The organism is Pseudomonas sp. SJZ103 (genome assembly GCF_007828335.1).
Taxonomy (GTDB): Bacteria; Pseudomonadota; Gammaproteobacteria; order Pseudomonadales; family Pseudomonadaceae; genus Aquipseudomonas.
Genome location: NZ_VIUN01000003.1, coordinates 313716 through 333612, shown reverse-complemented (window position 1 = coordinate 333612; position 19897 = coordinate 313716). Strand labels below are relative to the sequence as shown.

Here is a 19897-nt window from a genome sequence, read left to right as displayed (position 1 = left end):
AAGACCCTTGTTCGAGGCGTATTTACGTGCCCGTGAGTGGGGTAGGATCGCCCCCCAAATTTGACTCGGTCACAGGGGGATTCATGATCAAAAGGTATTGTTCGGCATTGCTGATCGGCGTTATTGCATTGATTCACGGAGGTCTGGTGCAGGCCGGTGCCATCGACGACGCGGTTCGGCGTGGTGTGCTGAAAGTTGGCACCACGCCCACCTACATCCCCTTTGAAATGACCGATAGACAGGGGCGTATCGTTGGCTTTGAAATCGACCTGCTCAAGGTGATGAGCCAGGCCCTGGGCGTCGAGCTTGAATTGGTCAGCGTGCCCTACACCGAGCTGCTGCCTGGGCTGCAGGCGAAAAAGTTCGACCTGATCGGCAGCGGCATGACCGTTACCCAGGAGCGCAACCTGAAGCTCAATTTCAGCGACTCCTTTATCGTGGTGGGGCAAACCGTGTTGCTGCACCCCAGCCTGAGGGGCAAGGTCACCAGTGTTGAAGACCTGGACGACGCCACTTACCGGGTCACCACCGTCCAAGGCACCACTGGCGAGGCAGCGGCGCAACGATTCCTGGGGGCGGCGCGGTTGAGCGCTTTTGCAACGCCACAGGAAGCCGTGCGCCAAGTGGTGAACGGCGCCGCCGATGCCTTTATTTATGATGCGCCGTATAACCTGATTGCCCTGAGCTTGCCGGAAAACCGTGAGCTGCTGGCGCTTGAACAGCCGTTCACCTTTGAACCCTTGGCGTTTGGCGTGAAGAAAGGCGATTTTGACAGCCTTAATTGGATCAACCATTTCCTCAATCAGGTCGCCCAGGACGGGACCTACGATCGCTTGCACGACAAGTGGTTCAAGGACATGGACTGGATGGTTGAGGTTGACTGGAAGTCATAACTTCTTACACATCAATCCGTTGCCGATGTGGCCGACGCAAGTGTCTATCCCTGCATTTGGCCGCACCGTTGTGGGGCTTTTCCGACATACGCAGATAACAATTACCCGTGAAACCTTTGTGACGGGCAATGAGTGGGTTAGGATCGCACCCCGAATTGGTGCAGCCCTTTTGCGCGCCGACCTTATAAGAATCGTTCAGGGGACTTGATGATGAAAAAGTATCTTTCGATGCTGCTGCTCGGCGTCACCGCGCTGGTCGCGGCCAATGCCGCCCAGGCCGGTGCCATCGACGATGCAGTCAAGCGCGGCACGCTGAAAGTCGGCATGGACCCGACCTACATGCCGTTTGAAATGACCGACAAGCGCGGGGAAATCATCGGCTTCGAAGTCGACATCCTCAAGGCCATGGCCAAGTCCATGGGCGTCAAGCTGGAGCTGGTGTCCACCGGCTATGACGGCATCATCCCGGCGTTCCTGACCGGCAAGTTCGACATGATCGGCAGCGGCATGACCCTGACCCAGGAACGCAACCTGCGCCTGAACTTCAGCGAACCCTTCATCGTAGTCGGCCAGACCCTGCTGATCCGCAAGGAGCTGGAAGGCACCATCAAGTCCTACAAAGACCTGAACGACGAGAAATACCGCCTGACCTCCAAGCTCGGCACCACCGGTGAGATGGTCGCCAAGAAGCTGATCTCCAAGGCCAAGTACCACGGCTATGACAACGAGCAGGAAGGTGTGCTGGACGTGGTCAACGGCAAGGCCGATGCCTTTGTGTATGACGCGCCGTACAACGTGGTCGCCGAGAAAAAAGTCGGTAACGGCAAGCTGGTGTTCCTCGAAGAACCCTTCACCTTTGAACCGCTGGCGTTCGGCTTGAAGAAGGGTGACTACGACAGCATCAACTTCATCAATAACTTCCTGCACCAGATCAAGAACGACGGCACCTACGGTCGCATCCATGACAAGTGGTTCAAGAGCTCCGAGTGGCTCAAGGACATGGAATAAAGCGGGACTGTTTTCTGTTGTGAGGGGGCTTGATGTGGCAAGCCCGCTCGCCACCTCAGGTGTGCGTGCCACGATTCTTTTGGATGCTGAGTAAATGAAACAGAAAAAAGCCCAATGGCCCTGGCACCTGCTGACCGTGGTTGTGCTGGTTGGCCTGGCCGGCGCGTTGTATTACGCCACCTCGCTGATGTCCTACGAATGGCGCTGGAACCGTGTGCCGCAATACTTCGCCTACCAGGCCGAAGAGGCCCAGCGTGCCGCAGACATCTCGACTGTCGTCGAGCTGGCCCGCAAAGGCGATGTGGCCGAAGTCACCCTGCGCAACGATGCCGGCGTCGAACAACGCGTGAGTGTGGCCGACAACAGCGTGCAAGTGGCGCGCGGCGATGATGTGGCCGAAGGCGATGTCATCGGTGTTAACCGCCATTGGGCGTTGGGCCCGTTGATGTGGGGTTTGTGGACCACGTTGTGGCTGTCGGTGGTGTCCGGGATCCTCGGCCTGGCGATTGGGCTTGCCACCGGGTTATGCCGACTGTCCACTAACCCGACCCTGCGCGATCTGTCGACGATCTACGTCGAGCTGGTGCGTGGTACGCCGCTATTGGTGCAGATCTTCATTTTCTATTTCTTTATCGGCACGGTGCTCAACTTGTCCCGGGAGTTTGCCGGGATCGCCGCGCTGTCGCTGTTCACCGGCGCTTATGTAGCGGAAATCGTCCGCGCGGGTGTCCAGTCCATCACCCGTGGCCAGAACGAGGCGGCTCGCTCCCTGGGCCTGAGCGCCAGCCAGTCGATGCGCCATGTGGTGCTGCCGCAGGCCTTCAAGCGCGTGCTGCCGCCCCTGGCGGGGCAATTTATCAGTCTGGTGAAAGACACCTCGCTGGTCTCGGTGATCGCCATTACCGAGCTGCTCAAAAGCGGTCGCGAAGTGATCACCACCTCGTTCTCGCCGTTTGAAATCCTGTTCTGCGTTGCAGGGTTGTACCTGCTGATCAACCTGCCGCTGTCGAAAATGGCCAGCCGGCTTGAGCGGAGGCTCGCCCAAAGTGATTGAAGTCCGCGATCTGGTAAAAGTCTTCGATACCCGTGGGCACGTGGTGCGCGCGGTGGACCATGTCACTACCCAGGTGGCCAAGGGCGAAGTGCTGGTGGTAATCGGCCCGTCCGGCTCCGGCAAGTCCACGTTCCTGCGTTGCCTCAATGGCCTGGAAGAGTTCGATTCGGGTTCGGTGAGCATCGATGGCTTGCAACTGGCCGACCCGAAAACCGATGTGAACGCCTATCGGCGTGAAGTCGGCATGGTGTTCCAGCACTTCAACCTGTTCCCCCACATGACGGTGCTGGAGAACCTGTGCCTGGCGCAAAAAGTCGTGCGCAAGCGCGGCAAGAAAGAGCGCGAAGCCAAGGCCCTGGCACTCCTGGAAAAGGTCGGCATTGCGCAGAAAGCCAACGAGTTTCCATCACGGCTTTCCGGCGGACAGCAACAGCGCGTGGCGATTGCCCGGGCGTTGGCGATGGAACCCAAGGTGATGCTGTTCGACGAGCCCACCTCGGCCCTGGACCCGGAAATGGTTGGTGAAGTGCTGGATGTCATGAAGACCCTGGCCCTGGAAGGCATGACCATGGTCTGCGTCACCCACGAAATGGGCTTTGCCCGTGAAGTGGCGGACCGGGTGCTGTTCTTCGATCATGGCAAGTTGCTCGAAGATGCGGCCCCGGCCGAGTTCTTCGCGGCGCCTAAAGACCCGCGCGCCCAGGCGTTCCTGCGTCAAGTGCTATAGGGCGCGGGGCGTTCATACCTTGAACCGCCCCACGCACTGCTGCAAATCCGTTCCCAGCCGCGCCAGTTCGATACTGGCCGCTGCCGTCTGTTCACTGGCGGCGGCGGCTTGCTCCGAGGCGTCGCGCACTTTCAATACGCTGCGATTGATCTCTTCGGCCACTGCACTTTGCTCCTCGGCGGCGGCGGCGATCTGCGGGTTCATTTCCTGGATGACCGCCACCGTGCGGGCGATCTCCGTGAGGGAGTCCCCGGCGTTGCGGGCCAGGCCGACGCTGTTGTCGGTCAGGGTGCGGCTGTAGTCCATGATGTCGGCCACCTGTTGTGTACCGCTGTGCAGGCCTCCAATCAGCTCTTCGATTTCCTCGGCGGACTGCTGGGTCCGCTGGGCGAGACCGCGCACCTCGTCGGCGACCACCGCGAACCCTTGACCGGCCTCGCCGGCGCGAGCGGCTTCTATCGCGGCGTTGAGCGCCAGCAGGTTGGTCTGCTGTGACACAGACTTGATCACATCCAGCACGCTGCTGATTTTCTGGCTTTCCCGTTGCAGTCCTATCATGGCCTGGCCTGCGCGCGCCATTTCATGGGCAAGGTGCTCGATTTGCGCCACGGCATCCGTCACCACCTGATCGCCCAGTTCAGTCTGTTGATTGGCCTGGCCGGCAGCGATCGACGCCTGCTCGGCGTGGCGCGCAACCTCATGGGCGGTGGCGAGCATCTGATTCATCGCGGTTGCGACCTGCTCGGTTTCATCGCGCTGATTGTTCACCCCGGCACGCGTTTGTTCGGTCACGGTGGAAAGTTCTTCGGCAGCGCTGGCGATTTGCCTCGCGTTGTCGCTGATGTTGCCAATCAGCCCCCGTAGGCTAAGCGTCATTTGGGTCATGCTGCTTTGCAACTGGCCCAGCTCATCCCGGCGTCGGGTCTGCACATCTTGGCTCAGGTCGCCCTCGGCAATGCGATTGGCGACTGTCAGCGCCCTACGCAGCGGCTTGACGATTTGCCCGGCAATCACCCAGGCGGCCAGGGCGCCGAAGAGCAACGCAGCAGCAGTAATGCCCAGGGTTTGGGTGCGGGCCTGCTCGGCTTCACTGTCGCGTCGTTGGGTCTGGTCCTGGCTCAAGAGATCACTCTGCCCGAGCAACTGATCTAACTGCTGCTCCAAGTGGTTTTGCGTGTTTTCGGTGGCGAGTTGGGTGTCCTTGAGGCGTGTCAGGTGGGTGCGAATGCTGAGCACGGCGTTTTTCAGCACGCCGCTATCGACCGGCAGTTTTGCCACGGCTGCCTGGGCGAGTTCGAGGTTGCGCTCGGCGTCGCTGACGGCCTGGGCGTAGGCATCCAGCGAACTGGCGGCCCAGGCAGGGCTCTGGGCACGATCTTCGGCCTGTTCGATGGCTTGGCGCAGGTCTTCGATGGCGTCCAGGGCCTTTGTGTCGTCCTGGTCCGGGAGATCGCTTGCGAGTTGGGCCAGGACATCACCGGTCCGCGTGGTGGTCTGCTTCAGTTGCTCTCGGGCGTTTTCGCGTTTCTCAACCAGTGAGGGTACGTCTTTGAGGGTGGTTTTGAACGTTGCATTGATGCGGGCCATTTCCTGCAGATACCCAATGGATTTTGGCACTTTGAGCCGGCTGGAAAGCTCCACCAGAAGCCCGTCGATCTTTACCGTGCTCACACTCAATCGATTGAAGCTGGTGGGGTCGTCCAGGGTGCGGTAAATGATTCTGTCGGCCCGCAGTTCTTCGCCAGCCACCGCCAGTTGCGCGAGTACGGTCAGCGTTTGCGAGCGGTAAAGGGACGCAGCCAGGGCTTGCCAGCCGGTCACGGCAATCACGAAGCTCAGGGCCAGTACCAAGGAGAAACCCAGGGCGAGTTTGAGGGTGACACTGGCGTCACCCAACAGATGAGTCATTCGACGAAGCATGATTAACCTCCGACAAGTGAACAATGGGCGTTCTCGACATGCGCAAGCACATTGAGCTGAATTGAACGCTAGTTCTCTTGGCGCAGAGGTGGGGCTGATAAACGCGTAGGAAATTTCAGAGGTCGCAGGTGGCGACCCAGGACAGGTCGCCGCGCGGGGAGGGGGTCAGACCCGGAAGCGGCCGACCAGTGTTTGCAGATGGGTGCCCAGGCGTGCCAGTTCGGTGCTCGACGTGGCGGTCTCTTCGCTGGCGGCAGCCGTTTGTTCCGACACATCGCGCACGTTCAGCACGCTGCGGTTGATCTCTTCCGCTACGGCGCTCTGCTGTTCGGCAGCGGTGGCGATCTGGGAGTTCATCGCCTGGATGGTCGATACCGTTCGTGTGATGTTTTCCAAGGCGCTGCCGGCGCGGCGCGTCAGCTCGACACTGCTATCGGTGAGGCCACGGCTATTGTCCATGATGTTCGCCACCTGCTGGGTGCCGCTTTGCAGGCCGGCAATCAGTTCCTCGATCTCTTCGGTGGACTTCTGGGTGCGCTGGGCCAGGCTGCGCACTTCATCGGCCACCACTGCGAAGCCACGTCCGGCTTCACCGGCCCGCGCTGCTTCAATCGCGGCGTTGAGAGCCAGCAGGTTGGTTTGCTGTGCCACCGACTTGATCACGTCGAGCACACTGCCGATCTTGTCGCTTTCGCGTTTCAGATCGGCCATGGCGACGGTGGAATTGCCGACTTCAGTGGCCAGGCGTTCGATCTGGGCGATGGCTTCACCGACCACCTTGTCGCCTTCGCGGGCCTGCTGGTCAGCCGCTGCGGCGGCTTCGGACGCTTCTTCGGCATTGCGCGCCACTTCCTGCACGGTCGCGGCCATTTCGTTCATGGCGGTGGCCACTTGGTCGGTCTCGACTTTCTGGCTGTTGACCCCGGCGCTGGTCTGCTCGGTCACGGCCGACAGTTGCTCGGCGGCGCTGGCGATCTGGGTGACACCTTCGCTGATGCCGCCGATCAACTCGCGCAGGCCCACAGTCATGCTTTGCATGGCGCGTTGCAGTTGGCCCAATTCATCCTGGCGCAGTGAAATGAGGTTGTGACTCAGGTCACCCGAGGCAACGCGCTCGGCAACTTCGAGGGTCTGGCTCAGCGGGATAATGATCTGACGGGTGATCGCCCAGGCCGCGACCAGGCCGAAGATCAGCGCCAGCCCGGCAGCCAGTAGCAGGAAGTATTTGGCTTGCGCGGCATCCGTATCGCGTACCGCCGTCTGGGATACCGTCAGTTTGTCACTGTGGCCCAGCAGGATATCGCCCTGCGCAGACATGGTCTTGAGCGCCGCTGCGCTGGCCACCTGAGAGTCGCGGTATTGGCTGACAGCGGCGCGGTAGGCTTGCAGCGAGACGCTGGCCTGTTGCAGGTTGGCCGAATATTGATCAGGCACCTGGCTGGTGAGGTTGGTAATTTTTTTCAGGGCGTTATCGATGGCATCCAGCGCCGGCTGCTCGGCTTCGACCTTGCCGCTGTAGGTGTAGCCGCGCACTTGAAAGCGTGCTTGCTGGATCAGCTTGCTCAAGTCCACCACACTGTTGAACAACGTGACGCTGTCGCCTTGCAGCAGGGATTTCTCCACTTCGCCGACCTTTAGTACTGCATTGTCGGCCGTGTCGCCGAGCTTGCTGCGGGCATTTTCGCGGCTGGCGCCGGCCTGCACCATCTCGTTGAACGCGCGTTTGTATTGGTCCACGGCGGCCAATTGTTCATCGACCAGGGCCGTGTCCGCGGGTTGTTCGATCAGGGTGCGTGCGGTCTTCAAGCCACTGTCCAGCTGGTTCAGCAATTCGTTGACCGCGGTCGGGCCTTGTTCGCCACGGCGCATCTCATAGTCCAGGCGTGCCAGGCGCAGGTCTTTGGTCAGGCCGTTGAGGCTGGAGATGTAACCCAGCTTGTCACCGCGGTTGATCACGTCACCCAGGCCGGTCCAGCCAGTGAAGGTGATCATCAGGGTCAACAGCAATACCAGGCCAAAGCCTACGGCCAGCTTGGTTTTGACGCTGACATTCCCCAGTTTTTCGGCTAACCAACGATACATGCTGCAAACTCCCTTGGAACAAGGCTTGGACTTATTCAGGAGTTATCGGCCTGCCCACGGGATTCTGTAGCGACGCGGTACCAATGTGGGAGCAAGCCCCGACCGCGGTGTTGTCAGAACAGGCGGGCGAGCAGGGCGGTGACGGCGGTTTCGACGCGCAGGATGCGGGCGCCCAATTGCACCGGCTGCAAGCCGGCCTTGGCCAGCAGGTCCACCTCATAGGGGATCCAGCCACCTTCCGGGCCTATGGCCAGGGTGACGGGCTCATCCAGCCCACGGGGGCAGGGTGGGTAGTCGCCGGGGTGGCCGATCAGGCCAAGGGTGCCTTCGGTCATGGTTGGCAGGCGGTCTTCGACGAAAGGTTTGAAGCGCTTTTCGATAACGATTTCCGGCAGCACCGTGTCCCGCGCCTGTTCCAGGCCGAGGATCAGTTGCTCGCGAACGGCGTCGGGTTCCAGGAAGGGGGTTTGCCAGAAGCTTTTTTCCACCCGGTAGCTGTTGACCAGCACTACTTTCGGCACGCCCATGGCTGCCACGGTTTGCAGCACCCGGCGCAGCATTTTCGGGCGTGGCAAGGCCAGCAGCAGGGTCAGGGGCAGTTTGGCCGGTGGCGGTTGATCGAAGCTTACTTGCAGTTCGGCTTCGCGGGCTTCCAGGCGCAGCAGTTGCGCGTTGCCCATCAACCCGCCAAGGCGCCCGACCCGCAGGCTGTCGCCCACGGCGGCGCGGTGGACTTCCTGCATATGCACCAGGCGCCGATCACGCAGGATCACTCGATCGGCCGCGATAAAGTCGGCATCGAACAGCAACAGCAGGTTCACGGCTGGGTCGCTGGCGGCTGGTCGTCGTCGGCGGGTTGGTCATCCGGGTGATCGCCACGCTTGCTGATCAAGCCGCTGAACAGGATGCCGATCTCGAACAGCATCCACATCGGCACGGCCAGCAGGGTCTGGGAGAAGATGTCCGGCGGCGTGAGGATCATGCCGACCACGAAGCAACCGATGATCACATACGGGCGGATCTTCTTCAGGTACTGCACGTTGACCACGCCGATCCACACCAGCAGCACCACGGCCACCGGTATTTCGAACGCGACGCCAAAGGCGAAGAACAGCGTCATCACGAAATCGAGGTAGCTGGTGATGTCGGTCATCATCTCCACGCCGGCCGGAGTGGCGGCCGCGAAGAACTTGAAGATCAACGGGAATACCAGGAAGTAGGCGAAGGCCATGCCGGTGTAGAACAGCAGGATGCTCGACACCAGCAACGGCACCGCGATGCGCTTCTCATGCTTGTACAGGCCTGGCGCGATAAAGCCCCAGATCTGGTGCAGGATCACCGGGATCGCCAGGAACAGCGAAACCATCATGGTCAGCTTCAACGGTGTGAGGAACGGCGATGACACATCGGTGGCAATCATCGTCGCACCGGCCGGCAGGTACTGGCGCAGTGGCGTGGAGACGAAGGTGTAGATCTGCTGGGTGAAGGCGAACAGCCCGGCAAAGATCACGAAGATCGCCGCCACGCAACGCAGCAGGCGGGTCCGCAGCTCGGTCAAGTGCGAGACCAGCGGCATATGCTGGTCGTTTTCCGGTTTATCAGCGCTCATGGGGCTCGCGGCGGCAATGTAGGATCATGGGGCGCGGGCGACGCAACAGGCGTCGGCGCAGGCTCGGTTGGAGCGGTCGGGGTCGGGGCGGCGGGCGTAGTTTCAACCGCGGGCGCGATGCTGTGCTCGGCCACAGGCTCCACCGGTTTGGTGGGTTCCTGTACCGGGGACAGAATCTTCCGGGCTTCCTGCTCCAACGACAGAATATGTTCGTTGTGCAGCTGGCGGCGAATCTCGTCGGCGCCGATTTCCCGTTCAACTTCCTGTTTGATGGCGTTGAAACTGCGTTTCAGGCGCCCGATCCACAGGCCGGCTGTGCGCGCGGCGCCGGGCAGGCGTTCCGGCCCCAGTACCAGCAAGGCAACAAGGCCGACGAGCAGCAGTTCAGAGAAGCTGATACCAAACATTAGTCAGTGCTCACGAGTCTTTGCGGGTCGGCTCTTCGACTTTTTCAGCCTGCACGTCGAAGGTACGACGCTCGGTGATCGGCTGGGTGGCCTGCGGGTGTACAGGCTGGGCCGGTGGCACCGGATTGGCGGCCGGGTCGGCAGGCTTCTCATCGTCGTTCATGGCTTTACGGAAGCCCTTGATCGACTCGCCCACGTCGGTGCCGAGGTTTTTGAGTTTCTTGGTCCCGAATACCAGTACCACCACCACCAGAATGACGATCCAGTGTTTCCAGTCAAAAATGCCCATGCTGCAAATCCTCTAGTAAAAGTTATTCAAGCGGACGGGCGCGAGGCCTTTTCGGCATGCCCGGACAAGCCGAAGCGACGGTCCAGTTCATCCAGCACGGCCTGTGGATGCTGCCCCAGTTGGGCGAGCATGACCAGGCTATGGAACCACAAGTCAGCGGTTTCATAGATTACATCGCTGCAATCGCCGCTGATTTGCGCGTCCTTGGCAGCGATGATGGTCTCGATGGACTCTTCGCCGAGTTTTTCCAGAATCTTGTTCAGGCCCTTGTGGTACAGGCTGGCGACGTAGGAGCTGTCGGCGTCCGCACCTTTGCGGTCCTCCAGCACCTGGGCCACACGGTTCAGGGTATCGCTCATGGTCAGTGTCCTGCGGAGTAGATGGCGTGCGGGTCTTTGAGCACCGGCTCTACAACCTTCCATTCGCCGTTCTCGAACACGCGATAGAAGCAGCTGTGGCGGCCGGTGTGGCAGGCGATGTCGCCGATCTGCTCGACCTTGAGGATCACCACGTCGGCGTCGCAGTCGATGCGCATCTCGTGCAGGGTTTGCACGTGCCCGGACTCTTCGCCCTTGCGCCACAGTTTGCCACGGGAACGTGACCAGTAAATGGCGCGCTGCTCAGTGGCGGTGAGGCTCAGGGCCTCGCGGTTCATCCAGGCCATCATCAGCACGCGCCCGGTCTTGTAGTCCTGGGCAATGGCCGGCACCAGGCCGTCACTGTCCCACTTGATCTCGTCCAGCCAGTCTTTCATCTTCGGCTCCGGCAATTTGCGACAGTGTATAACCGGATGGGCTATCGACGCACGATCAGATAAACACCCACGGCGACCATGATGCCGGCCGGCCAGTGGCCCAGTTGGTTCAGCGGCCCACCAATGGCCAGCATCACGCCACCGACCAGGTGCGCGGCACCCAGCAGGCGCAGGAACCAATCGTCCTTGCGCTTGCGCCATGGCGGTTCCGGGTCTTTGGCGTGGGGCTGGGACATGCGCTCCAGCAGGTCGCGGGTCATGTTGGCCAGGTGGGGCAGTTGTTCCATCTGGCTATGCAAGTTGCCCAGCATGGTCTTGGGGCTCATGCGCTCGCGCATCCAACGCTCCAGGAAAGGCTGCGCGGTGTTCCACAGGTCAAGGTCCGGGTACAGCTGACGACCCAGGCCTTCGATGTTCAGCAAGGTCTTTTGCAGCAAGACCAACTGCGGCTGCACTTCCATATTGAAGCGCCGCGCGGTCTGGAACAGACGCATCAGCACCTGGCCGAAGGAGATATCCTTCAGTGGTTTTTCAAAGATCGGCTCGCACACCGTGCGGATCGCCGCTTCGAATTCATTGAGCTTGGTTTCCGCCGGCACCCAGCCCGAATCGATGTGCAACTGCGCCACGCGGCGGTAGTCGCGCTTGAAGAAGGCGAACAGGTTGCGCGCGAGGTAATCCTGGTCTTCCGGGGTCAGGCTGCCGACGATGCCGCAGTCGATCGCAATGTACTGCGGGCTCCACGGGTTGACGGTGCTGACGAAGATATTGCCGGGGTGCATGTCGGCGTGGAAGAAACTGTCGCGGAACACCTGGGTGAAGAAGATCTCCACGCCGCGCTCGGCGAGCATCTTCATGTCGGTGCGCTGGTCGGCCAGGGTCGCGAGGTCGGTGACCTGCACGCCGTAGATGCGCTCCATCACCAACACTTTCGGGCGGCACCAGTCCCAATACACTTGCGGCACGTACAGCAGCGGCGAGCCTTCGAAATTGCGCTTGAGCTGGCTGGCGTTGGCCGCCTCGCGCAGCAGGTCGAGTTCGTCGTAGATGGTTTTTTCGTAGTCGGCAACCACATCCACCGGGTGCAGCAGGCGCGCATCCGCGGAGAAACGTTCGGCGGCGCGGGCGAGGATAAACAGCCACGCCAGGTCCTGGCCGATGATCGGCTTGAGGCCCGGGCGGATCACTTTCACCACCACTTCTTCGCCGGTCTTCAACTGCGCGGCGTGCACTTGCGCCACCGAGGCCGAAGCCAGCGGTTCAACGTCGAAGCGGCTGAACACCTCGCTGATCTTCTTGCCCAGTTGCTCTTCGATCAGCTTCATCGACTGCTGCGAATCGAACGGCGGCACGCGATCCTGCAGCAGCATCAGTTCGTCGGCGATGTCTTCGGGCAGCAGGTCGCGGCGCGTGGAGAGGATCTGCCCGAACTTGATAAAGATCGGCCCCAGGTCCTGCAGCGCCAGGCGCAGGCGCGCGCCCCGGCTCAGCTCCAGTTGCTTGCGCGGGAACCAGCGCCACGGCAGTACATAGCGCACGGCCAGCAGGAACCATGGCAAAGGCAGGGCGAACAGCAGGTCATCGAGGCGGTAGCGGATTACGACGCGCTGGATACGGAACAAACGGCGGACGGCGAGCAGCTTCATGCGTTATCGCTTGGATCAAGGGAACGGCTCAGGCGCTCGAAGCGGGCCTCGAGACGTTCCAGGTCGATTTTGGCCTTGTCGAGTTCACGAAAGCGCGCTTGCGCTTCGCGTTCTCCGACCAGGGTGCGCGATTCTTCGCTCAGGTATTCGGCGAGGTTCTGGTTGAGGCTGGCGAACCCCTGCTGGTACCAGCGCGTGCGGCTGCGCAGGTGCCCGCTGATCAGCTGGGTGGCGACGGGGCCGATCCAGCGTGACAGCTCGTATTCCCAGTCCAGTTCCAGGTCTTGGAGTACGGCAGCCAAGTCCATCAGTACCGCACTGTCGCCTTCCAGGTGCACTTCGGGGCCGTGGAGGATGGCGGTCTTGTTGCGGCTCAGCGCCAGGTGCAACAGGCTGGTGGCCGGTGCACGCAGGGTGCAGTCGGCTTCAGCGGCCCATTGAGTGGCAAGCAACAGGCCTTCATCGCTGGGCAGGATAAACAGCTGCAGGGCGGGGCTGGTGCAGTCCACGGCGATGACCTTGCCGTTCAAGTGCGCGAGCCGCGCCAGGGCGGTGCTGTCCAGGCGCAGTACACGGTTGAGGCCGTGTTCGACGCTGGCGAGAAGGCCTTTGAGCAGCATCAGGGCTTGATGCCACGGTGCAGGGCGACGATGCCCGAGGTCATGTTGTGGTAGGTCACACGGTCGAAACCGGCCTCTACCATCATCGACTTCAGGGTTTCCTGGTCGGGGTGCATGCGGATCGATTCGGCCAGGTAGCGGTAGCTCTCGGCATCATTGGTGATCAGCTTGCCCATCAACGGCATGAAGGCAAAGGAGTAGGTGTCGTAGACCTTGGACATCAGCGCGTTGGTCGGCTTGGAGAACTCCAGTACCAACAGGCGGCCACCCGGCTTGAGCACGCGCAGCATCGAGCGGATCGCGTCTTCCTTGTGGGTCACGTTGCGCAGGCCGAAGGCGATGGTCACGCAGTCGAAATGGTTGTCGGGGAACGGCAGCTTTTCAGCGTCGGCCTGGACGAATTCGATATTGCCGGCCACGCCCTTGTCGAGCAGGCGATCGCGGCCGACCTTGAGCATCGAGCCATTGATGTCCGCCAGCACCACCTGGCCGGTAGGGCCGACGAGCTTGGAGAACTTGGCCGCCAGGTCACCCGTACCGCCGGCGATGTCCAGCACGCGGTTGCCGGTGCGTACACCCGACAGCTCGATGGTGAAGCGCTTCCACAGGCGGTGCATGCCGCCGGAGAGCACGTCGTTCATCAGGTCGTACTTGGCCGCCACGGAGTGGAACACCTCAGCGACTTTTTCCGCTTTCTGGCTTTCCGGGACGTTCTTGAAACCGAAGTGAGTGGTGGGTTCGGCATCGCTGCCTTTGCGCTGATCAGTCATATCGCTGTCACCAAAAGAGAATGCGGGACATGATAATCCCCAAGGCCTGCTTTGTCTTGGCAAGGCTGCAGGTAAGATAGGCGGGCACCGAGACCTTTTGCCGCATTCAAGGTATTCAAATCCCTATTAAAGAGGAGTCATTGCAATGGCCCGTATAACCGTTGAGCGTGCGCATTCCCTGGGTAAAGAAGCGGCACGCGCAAAGGCCGAAAAGTTGGCGCACAAACTCCAGGAGCAATATGGCCTGGAGCCTTCGTGGTCTGGCGATACCTTGAACCTCAAGCGGTCAGGGGTTAAAGGCACGGTATTAGTGGCGGAGGATTCGCTGCGCATTGATGTGGAACTGGGCCTGTTGATGTCGGCCATGAGTGGCACCATCAAGTCCGAAATCGAGAAAGCCCTGGATAAAGCCTTGGCCTGATCCGCGAGTACTTAGGGTGCCGATTCTAATTTTCCAGCCTACTTTGTGCCCAAGCCCTCAACTCCTGCGGGCCGTTCCTCCCCCCTATCCTGCGTGAGGTGCACCATGGCCAAAGTTATCCTGAAGAAAAAAATCGATGCTCAGACCGGCGCTTTGAGTGACGTTAAAACCTACGCCCGCAAGATCTGGTTAGCGGGTCTTGGTGCCTACGCGAAGGTCGGCAGCGAGGGCGGCGACTACTTCAAAGAGCTGGTTAAAGCGGGTCAACATATTGAAAGTAAAGGCAAAAAAGTTGCAGTGGAACAACTTGATGCGGCCAACAGTCAGATTGATCAAGTAAAGAGTAATGTCTCCGCGGTCAAAGGTCTGGTAGAAGTTCAGCTGGATAAAGTTGAAAAAGCTTTTGATACTCGCGTTGCCAGTGCCTTGAATCGAATTGGCATTGCGTCTAAACATGACGTTGAGACACTCTCTGCTAAGCTCGAAGAGCTGACGGCATTGCTCGAACGTGTCGCGCGTAAACACTAAGGAGACATCGGGATGGCTGTTAAAAAGACTACTCAGAAAGAAGGCAGCTCGTGGGTCGGGAAAGTTGAAGAATATTCCCGCAAGATCTGGCTGGCTGGTTTAGGCGTTTACTCGAAGATCGACAGTGACGGCAGCAAACTCTTCGAGACCTTGGTTAAAGACGGCGAGAAGGCCGAGAAGTTGACCAAGAGCGCAGTGGGTAAACAAGTAGGCGCTGCTAAAGCGACTGCCGGTTCGCGCATCAGTGATGCGAAGAAGCAGGTATTGGGTACTTGGGGCGAACTCGAAGGGGCTCTGGACAAGCGCCTCAACAGTGCTATTTCGCGCCTGGGCGTGCCAAGTAAAGCTGAGCTGAAGACCCTGCACAGCAAGGTCGATACCCTGACCAAGCAAATCGAAAAACTCACCGGTGCCAAAGTGGCTCCAGTGAAAGCGGCTGCCGCTAAACCAGCTGCCAAGCCTGCCGCTAAAACCGCCGCTGCCAAACCTGCGGCCAAAACGGCCGCCAAACCGTTGGTGAAAGCTGCCAGCAAGCCAGCTGCAAAACCAGCGGCCAAGGCCCCGGCAAAAGCGGCTGCTAAACCCGCCGCCAAAACTGCAGCGGCCAAACCGGCTGCCAAGCCTGCCGCTAAACCCGTGGCTGCGAAAGCGGCTGCCAAACCTGCGGCTAAGCCAGCAGCCAAGGCCGCCGCAAAACCGGCCGCTAAGCCCGCGGCCAAAACCGCCGCCGCCAAGCCAGCCGCTGTTAAATCTGCAGCCAAGCCTGCTGCCGCGAAGCCGGTGGCCAAGCCAGCAGCAAAACCTGCTGCTGCGAAGAAGCCAGCTGTAGCGAAAAAACCAGCAGCGCCTAAGCCAGCTGTTGCCGCCAAGCCCGCAACCACGGCGCCTTCTGCTTCGACAGCCAACTCGGTGTCGGCGCCGACGCCTGCTGCTGCCCCGACTGCAACGCCGGTAACCCCGACGCCAACCAGTCAGTCCTGACTTTTCCGGGACACGTAAAAATGCCTGGCCTGCAAAGGCTGGGCATTTTTTTGCGCGCTTACCGTGTGATCGTGGGCCCAAGCTCGGTCAGTTGTAGGTGATCGAAACGGTAACTGCGCTGGCCAGGGTGCCTTGGGTGATCGCTGCGCCGGTTTTGTGATACGCCGCTGTCAGGGGGATCACGGCCTTGTTGCTGCTCGTTGCAATGGTCCGGCTGCGCTGGGCGGGGGGTACCGTTGGCAGGAATGGCATAAGCGGGAGAGACGCGGTGCAGTAGTTGAAGGGCAGTACCCTTTGACGTCCCCGTATTGGAAAACAGCGCGGCGTTCCCCGTTGAGGCGGTGCCTGCGAACAGGAAAATCACGTTGCGTAAATCCGATTCGCAATCGGCAGAGATCTCGAAATCGAACGCGCCCGCGCTGGAAGTCGCGCCAAAGTCGGAAATCTTGATAGTCGGCAGTGTGATGGTACGGTTTTCGTCGCCGGCAGCCAGGTTGCACGTACCGGCATTGACTTGGCCGGTAAAGCGCAAGGTGCCCGTAGTCGCGGCATGGACCACAGTGGTGGCCAGGCTCGCGGTGATTACCAGCAGCAGGGGCAGGGCTCGAATCCTCATTCCATGATCCTCAGGTTTTTAGTTGTAGGTGATGCTGACGGTGGTGGTGGCGATGAGCGTGCCTTGTCTGACCGTGCCGTTCTGGTGATAGGCCGCGCCGAGCGGCAACACGGCGCGGCCGCCCGAGACCGGCACCGTGCGCGTGTTTTCGGTGCCGTCGGCGAGAATGTTCTGGATACCCCCGCCAATGCGCGAATACAGCCACAGGGCAACGCCACCGGCAGTGCCCGTATTGGCGAAGAGCCGGTCATTGCCCGGTGCGGGGGTTCCGGAAAAACGAAAAGTGACGCTGGATGCGTGTGCGCAGTTTGCAGTAAGTTCGAAGTTACGTTGGTTTGCGTAAGTGGCGTCTTGAAGCGTGCTGACTTTAACGGGGTCGAGGGTGATCGTGCGGTTGACGTCGCCAGTCGCCAGGTCGCAGGTGGCGGCGGGGCTGACAAAGCGCACGGGGTTGCCGAGTCTCAGGGTGAAACTCTCTGGGTGGTTATCCCATCGCCTCACCCAAATGTTTCCGGCGGGCACTGTCTGGTCTGTTACCGGCCCGACTTTATGGAACCTCAGCTCCGCGGCCGTGAAGCTGGTGTAGGGGCCGCTGTATGGGACTTGTTGGTTAATCATGGCAAAGAAAGGATAGAGTCCGCTTGCATCTCGGATGCGCAAGCGTACGCCCACACCTGAAGCCTCGGTCTGATAGATGTTTGGGTAACCTGCAACCCTTGCTTGGTATCGCCCGATGATCGTAAGTAAAGTGGAGCTGCAATACGCGGTAAAAGCGGGCGCCGTACCACTGAATTCCCGAATGATAATTTCAGCGCCCACCGGGAGACTGTCCGGCACGGTGATTGTGGAAGGAAGGGTGAGTGTGAGTGTGGCGTTCTGATACCTGTCACACGCCGCTTGAGCAGCGATGGGCAGGTTGAACACCAATAGGGTCGAAATGAATTGAATAGAGTGCTTCATTTTTCAGTTCCACGATGAGCGCAAGTTGGCCAGATCATTGGCAAATGGCTGCACGATGAGATCGCCAACGACCTCGCAAGCGCCCCCGTCCAGTTGCAGTAATCGAGCTGAGTCCTTGGCTGGCGTCTTTGCTTCCACTTCGTAGCGCATCCGGCACATCGCCGAATTACTGCTCCCCCACTTGACCGTCAACTTCCCCCGCGGGCGAGACACCCGGACGAAGGCCTTGGCGCCCTGCCCGACAACCCCGACGCTGGCGCCGTCCTCATCGAACACATCCGCACCAAACGGCAGCGGGCTGCCATCCTCGCGCCGTGCCGTGATCAACAAGGCCTGGCCGCTGAGCGTCTCGAACTGCAGTTGCACCACTGCACCGGCGCGCGGGGCGACATTCCGGGCGGCGGTCTTGAGTTCCACGTCGGTGGACAATTCCTTGGGGTCCAGTTCCACGATGTTCTGGCGGTAGGGTGTGAGGTGGGGCACCACCGCGAAGCCGCTTTTCCCGATTTTCGCGCTGTGGTTGCCATTGATTTGTGCGCCTTGGGCGTCAGGCGCCTGGACGATGCCGAGGGTATCGCCGAGTTCTGGGGCGAAGGTCACACCGCCTGCGTGGGCGACAATACCGCCGGTCATGCCAAGCGATGTGGAGCGGTACGCGCTGCTCTTACCATGACTGGCGGACAGTACGCCCTGGCTGGTCTGGTATTTCATGTCGGCACTGGTAGCGTTGTTGCTGTCCTGGGTCCGGTTGGCACTGACGCTATAGCTGAACTCACCGCGCTCGCCCACGCTCCCACCCAGGCTGACGCGCTCACCGCTGCCTTGACCGCCTCGATAGGCCGTGGTGGTCAAGGTCGGCGAGTGGGCGTGGCTGCCCAATGGCAGGCTCAAGGTGAGTTCCAGTTGCTTGTCCACGCGTTCACTGCGCAGATCACGGCTGCGCTGTGCACTCAGCAGATAGTGAAGGCCCCGCCACGTGCCGCTGTACCCGGTGGTGAAGGTCAGGTTGCCATGGTCGCGATTCCAATAGTGTTGCGAAGAACCGGTCAGGTACACGGAGCCGTTGCTCAGGTTCTGGTTGAGGCTGATGTCCATCCTGTTGCGTAGCCGCGACAGGTTATCCGGGGTCAGCCCGTCGATGGCCAAGTCACGAACGTGTGCCGCATCGCCCACATTCAGGAACCCCTCAGTGGAGTAGCGGTAAGCCCCGAGGGCGAAATGGGTGCCGGTGTCCGTGAAATTCTTGCTGTAGCGCAGTTGTACGCTTCGCCCCTGGCGTGACCCGTGACCTGGTACATGGGCGTTCGAATGGGTCAGGTCGCACGACAGCGCACCCATTGAGGTATTGAACGCGGTACCCAGCAACTGCGATTGGTAGTCCTCGCCAATCGTCGCGCCGGTGTACCCGGTCAGCAGGTTGCTCAGGCCCAGCTGATAAGTGGCCTGCATCAACGTGGGAGGGTGATGCAGACCTATTTCATCCAGTTGGCCAACGCTCAATGCGTAGCGGTGGTGGTCGGGGCGCAGCAGGTTGGCGTTGGCGGCGAACGGCACGATGAACTCGCGCTGGCGGCCATCGGCCTCGGTAATGGTGACGCTCAGGTCGCCTCCATACCCGGTGGGGAACAGGTCGTTGAGGACAAACGGGCCGGGCGCTACAGATACTTCGTCCAATAGCACGCCGCGTTGGCGCATGCTGACCCGCGCGTTGGTCTCGGCAACGCCACGTACCACCGGCGCAAACCCGGTCAGGGAGTCGGGCAGCATCCGATCATCGCTGAACAGGCTGGCACCGCGCAGACGTACGCTATCGAACAGTTCCCCCGGTGTGTAGATCTCACCCGCCATCAGCTGTGACTGCAACCGGCTCACTTCGTGTTGCACGTAGGTGGCGCTGCTTTGATAACCCGAGGCGACCTCTGAATGGCTGTAGCTGCCAGTATGGCGCCAGTGCCAATCGCCAAGGTTGAGTCCGGTGTTCAGGCCCAGGTAGCTGGAGCCGAGTGTGCGCGTACCGGCCTGGGTGGCGAACGTATTGGCGTTGTACCGTACAAAGGCGGCGTCGATCCCGCTGTCCCAGTGCCGCGGGTCGACATAGCCCCGCGCCTTGCGCGCCAGGTAAACCTGCGGCACTTGCAGGTCGAGGCGGTTTTCGCCTGAATCGAATTGGCTGCTGGCACCCGGCAGATAGGTCCCGATCTGCGCACAGCGCGCAAACGGCATGTGGGAGGCCTGATTGAGCTCATTGGAATCCAGGTCAATGCCAAACCTGAGCAGCGCATCGCGCTCCAGGCACAGCTGCGCCGTTTGCTGCCCTTCGACCGCGCTGAAGGTTAGGTTTTCACGCCCGATCCACTGGCCGTTGAGATGAATGTCGGTGCGATAGTTGCCAGGTAGCACGACGTTACCTTGGCCGAACTTTGCAATATCGATCTGCAGGTTGGCCCGGCCACCCGCGAAGAAAGCCGGGTTGAATTCGACCTGTTCTGCGCTATTGGCGGCCACGGCATGGGCACCGCTCACCAGCAGCAAGCTACGCATCGTCTGCTTTAAACGGGGTCGGCTTGCGAGCCTGGCGGGCGGGTACAAACTCATTTTTCACGTTTCCATAA

Annotated in this window: 20 protein-coding genes and 2 pseudogenes; 7 read left to right on the top strand and 15 right to left on the bottom strand. The window is 60.6% G+C overall.

Going from position 1 to position 19897, the window contains the following annotated elements; genetic code table 11:
• Window positions 1–83 precede the first annotated feature (83 nt).
• The 4 genes from FBY10_RS09610 (at window position 84) to FBY10_RS09595 (ending at window position 3682) form a co-directional block, all read left to right on the top strand.
• Window positions 84–893 (top strand): transporter substrate-binding domain-containing protein, encoded by an 810-nt coding sequence (locus FBY10_RS09610; protein WP_131696885.1) that lies wholly within the window; start codon window positions 84–86, stop codon window positions 891–893.
• Between the two features lie 210 nt (window positions 894–1103).
• The gene (locus tag FBY10_RS09605) at window positions 1104–1901 is read left to right on the top strand and encodes a transporter substrate-binding domain-containing protein (protein ID WP_145335894.1); all 798 of its coding nucleotides are present in this window, start codon (window positions 1104–1106) and stop codon (window positions 1899–1901) included.
• Window positions 1902–1995: 94 nt separating this feature from the next.
• Window positions 1996–2955 carry an amino acid ABC transporter permease gene (locus FBY10_RS09600; RefSeq protein WP_145335896.1) on the top strand — a complete coding sequence of 320 codons (960 nt, stop codon included), beginning with the start codon at window positions 1996–1998 and terminating at the stop codon, window positions 2953–2955.
• Window positions 2948–3682, top strand: coding sequence for an amino acid ABC transporter ATP-binding protein (locus tag FBY10_RS09595; protein ID WP_027605038.1), 735 nt, complete (start codon window positions 2948–2950; stop codon window positions 3680–3682). Before FBY10_RS09600 ends, FBY10_RS09595 begins: the two co-directional genes overlap by 8 nt.
• A 12-nt stretch (window positions 3683–3694) precedes the next feature.
• Here the strand turns inward: FBY10_RS09595 and FBY10_RS09590 are convergent, their stop codons facing one another.
• The 12 genes and pseudogenes from FBY10_RS09590 to ubiE form a co-directional block, all read right to left on the bottom strand.
• Complete coding sequence (locus FBY10_RS09590; RefSeq protein ID WP_178116731.1) at window positions 3695–5602, bottom strand: methyl-accepting chemotaxis protein; 1908 nt, start codon at window positions 5600–5602, stop codon at window positions 3695–3697.
• Between the two features lie 165 nt (window positions 5603–5767).
• Window positions 5768–6472 carry a methyl-accepting chemotaxis protein gene (locus tag FBY10_RS32145; protein ID WP_371920970.1) on the bottom strand — a complete coding sequence of 235 codons (705 nt, stop codon included), beginning with the start codon at window positions 6470–6472 and terminating at the stop codon, window positions 5768–5770.
• A 201-nt stretch (window positions 6473–6673) separates the two neighbouring features.
• Window positions 6674–7594, bottom strand: a pseudogene (locus tag FBY10_RS32140) (methyl-accepting chemotaxis protein); the annotation flags it as partial.
• Between the two features lie 203 nt (window positions 7595–7797).
• Window positions 7798–8505, bottom strand: coding sequence for a 16S rRNA (uracil(1498)-N(3))-methyltransferase (locus FBY10_RS09580; RefSeq protein ID WP_131696882.1), 708 nt, complete (start codon window positions 8503–8505; stop codon window positions 7798–7800).
• Window positions 8502–9293 carry a twin-arginine translocase subunit TatC gene (tatC, locus tag FBY10_RS09575; protein ID WP_027605034.1) on the bottom strand — a complete coding sequence of 264 codons (792 nt, stop codon included), beginning with the start codon at window positions 9291–9293 and terminating at the stop codon, window positions 8502–8504. Before tatC ends, FBY10_RS09580 begins: the two co-directional genes overlap by 4 nt.
• Window positions 9290–9700, bottom strand: a complete 411-nt coding sequence (gene tatB, locus FBY10_RS09570) for a Sec-independent protein translocase protein TatB (protein ID WP_131696881.1) — start codon at window positions 9698–9700, stop codon at window positions 9290–9292. Before tatB ends, tatC begins: the two co-directional genes overlap by 4 nt.
• A 10-nt stretch (window positions 9701–9710) precedes the next feature.
• A complete protein-coding gene (locus tag FBY10_RS09565) occupies window positions 9711–9989 on the bottom strand; it encodes a twin-arginine translocase TatA/TatE family subunit (RefSeq protein WP_003171180.1) in 279 nt (92 codons plus the stop codon).
• 26 nt (window positions 9990–10015) lie between these two features.
• Complete coding sequence (locus FBY10_RS09560; protein ID WP_027605032.1) at window positions 10016–10348, bottom strand: phosphoribosyl-ATP diphosphatase; 333 nt, start codon at window positions 10346–10348, stop codon at window positions 10016–10018.
• Between the two features lie 2 nt (window positions 10349–10350).
• Entirely contained in the window at window positions 10351–10743 is a 393-nt protein-coding gene (hisI, locus tag FBY10_RS09555; protein ID WP_012721796.1) for a phosphoribosyl-AMP cyclohydrolase, read from the bottom strand.
• 41 nt (window positions 10744–10784) lie between these two features.
• On the bottom strand, window positions 10785–12389 hold the full coding sequence (gene ubiB, locus FBY10_RS09550) for a ubiquinone biosynthesis regulatory protein kinase UbiB (protein WP_145335900.1): 1605 nt from the start codon (window positions 12387–12389) through the stop codon (window positions 10785–10787).
• Window positions 12386–13009, bottom strand: a complete 624-nt coding sequence (locus FBY10_RS09545) for an SCP2 domain-containing protein (RefSeq protein WP_145335902.1) — start codon at window positions 13007–13009, stop codon at window positions 12386–12388. The genes ubiB and FBY10_RS09545 overlap by 4 nt, the downstream gene beginning before the upstream one ends.
• The gene (gene ubiE / locus FBY10_RS09540) at window positions 13009–13779 is read right to left on the bottom strand and encodes a bifunctional demethylmenaquinone methyltransferase/2-methoxy-6-polyprenyl-1,4-benzoquinol methylase UbiE (protein ID WP_003171186.1); all 771 of its coding nucleotides are present in this window, start codon (window positions 13777–13779) and stop codon (window positions 13009–13011) included. Before ubiE ends, FBY10_RS09545 begins: the two co-directional genes overlap by 1 nt.
• A gap of 145 nt (window positions 13780–13924) precedes the next feature.
• Here ubiE and FBY10_RS09535 point away from each other — a divergent pair, with 145 nt between their 5' ends.
• The 3 genes from FBY10_RS09535 (at window position 13925) to FBY10_RS09525 (ending at window position 15709) form a co-directional block, all read left to right on the top strand.
• Entirely contained in the window at window positions 13925–14200 is a 276-nt protein-coding gene (locus FBY10_RS09535; protein ID WP_131696878.1) for a polyhydroxyalkanoic acid system family protein, read from the top strand.
• 105 nt (window positions 14201–14305) lie between these two features.
• The gene (locus FBY10_RS09530; protein ID WP_145335905.1) at window positions 14306–14728 is read left to right on the top strand and encodes a phasin family protein; all 423 of its coding nucleotides are present in this window, start codon (window positions 14306–14308) and stop codon (window positions 14726–14728) included.
• Window positions 14729–14740: 12 nt separating this feature from the next.
• Complete coding sequence (locus tag FBY10_RS09525; protein WP_145335906.1) at window positions 14741–15709, top strand: phasin family protein; 969 nt, start codon at window positions 14741–14743, stop codon at window positions 15707–15709.
• Window positions 15710–15796: 87 nt separating this feature from the next.
• Here the strand turns inward: FBY10_RS09525 and FBY10_RS09520 are convergent.
• From FBY10_RS09520 to FBY10_RS09510, 3 genes and pseudogenes are all read right to left on the bottom strand, one after another.
• Window positions 15797–16325, bottom strand: a pseudogene (locus FBY10_RS09520) (fimbrial protein).
• A gap of 18 nt (window positions 16326–16343) precedes the next feature.
• Window positions 16344–17285, bottom strand: coding sequence for a fimbrial protein (locus tag FBY10_RS09515; RefSeq protein WP_145335908.1), 942 nt, complete (start codon window positions 17283–17285; stop codon window positions 16344–16346).
• Between the two features lie 3 nt (window positions 17286–17288).
• On the bottom strand, window positions 17289–19826 hold the full coding sequence (locus FBY10_RS09510; RefSeq protein WP_256663411.1) for a fimbria/pilus outer membrane usher protein: 2538 nt from the start codon (window positions 19824–19826) through the stop codon (window positions 17289–17291).
• Window positions 19827–19897: the final 71 nt, after the last annotated feature.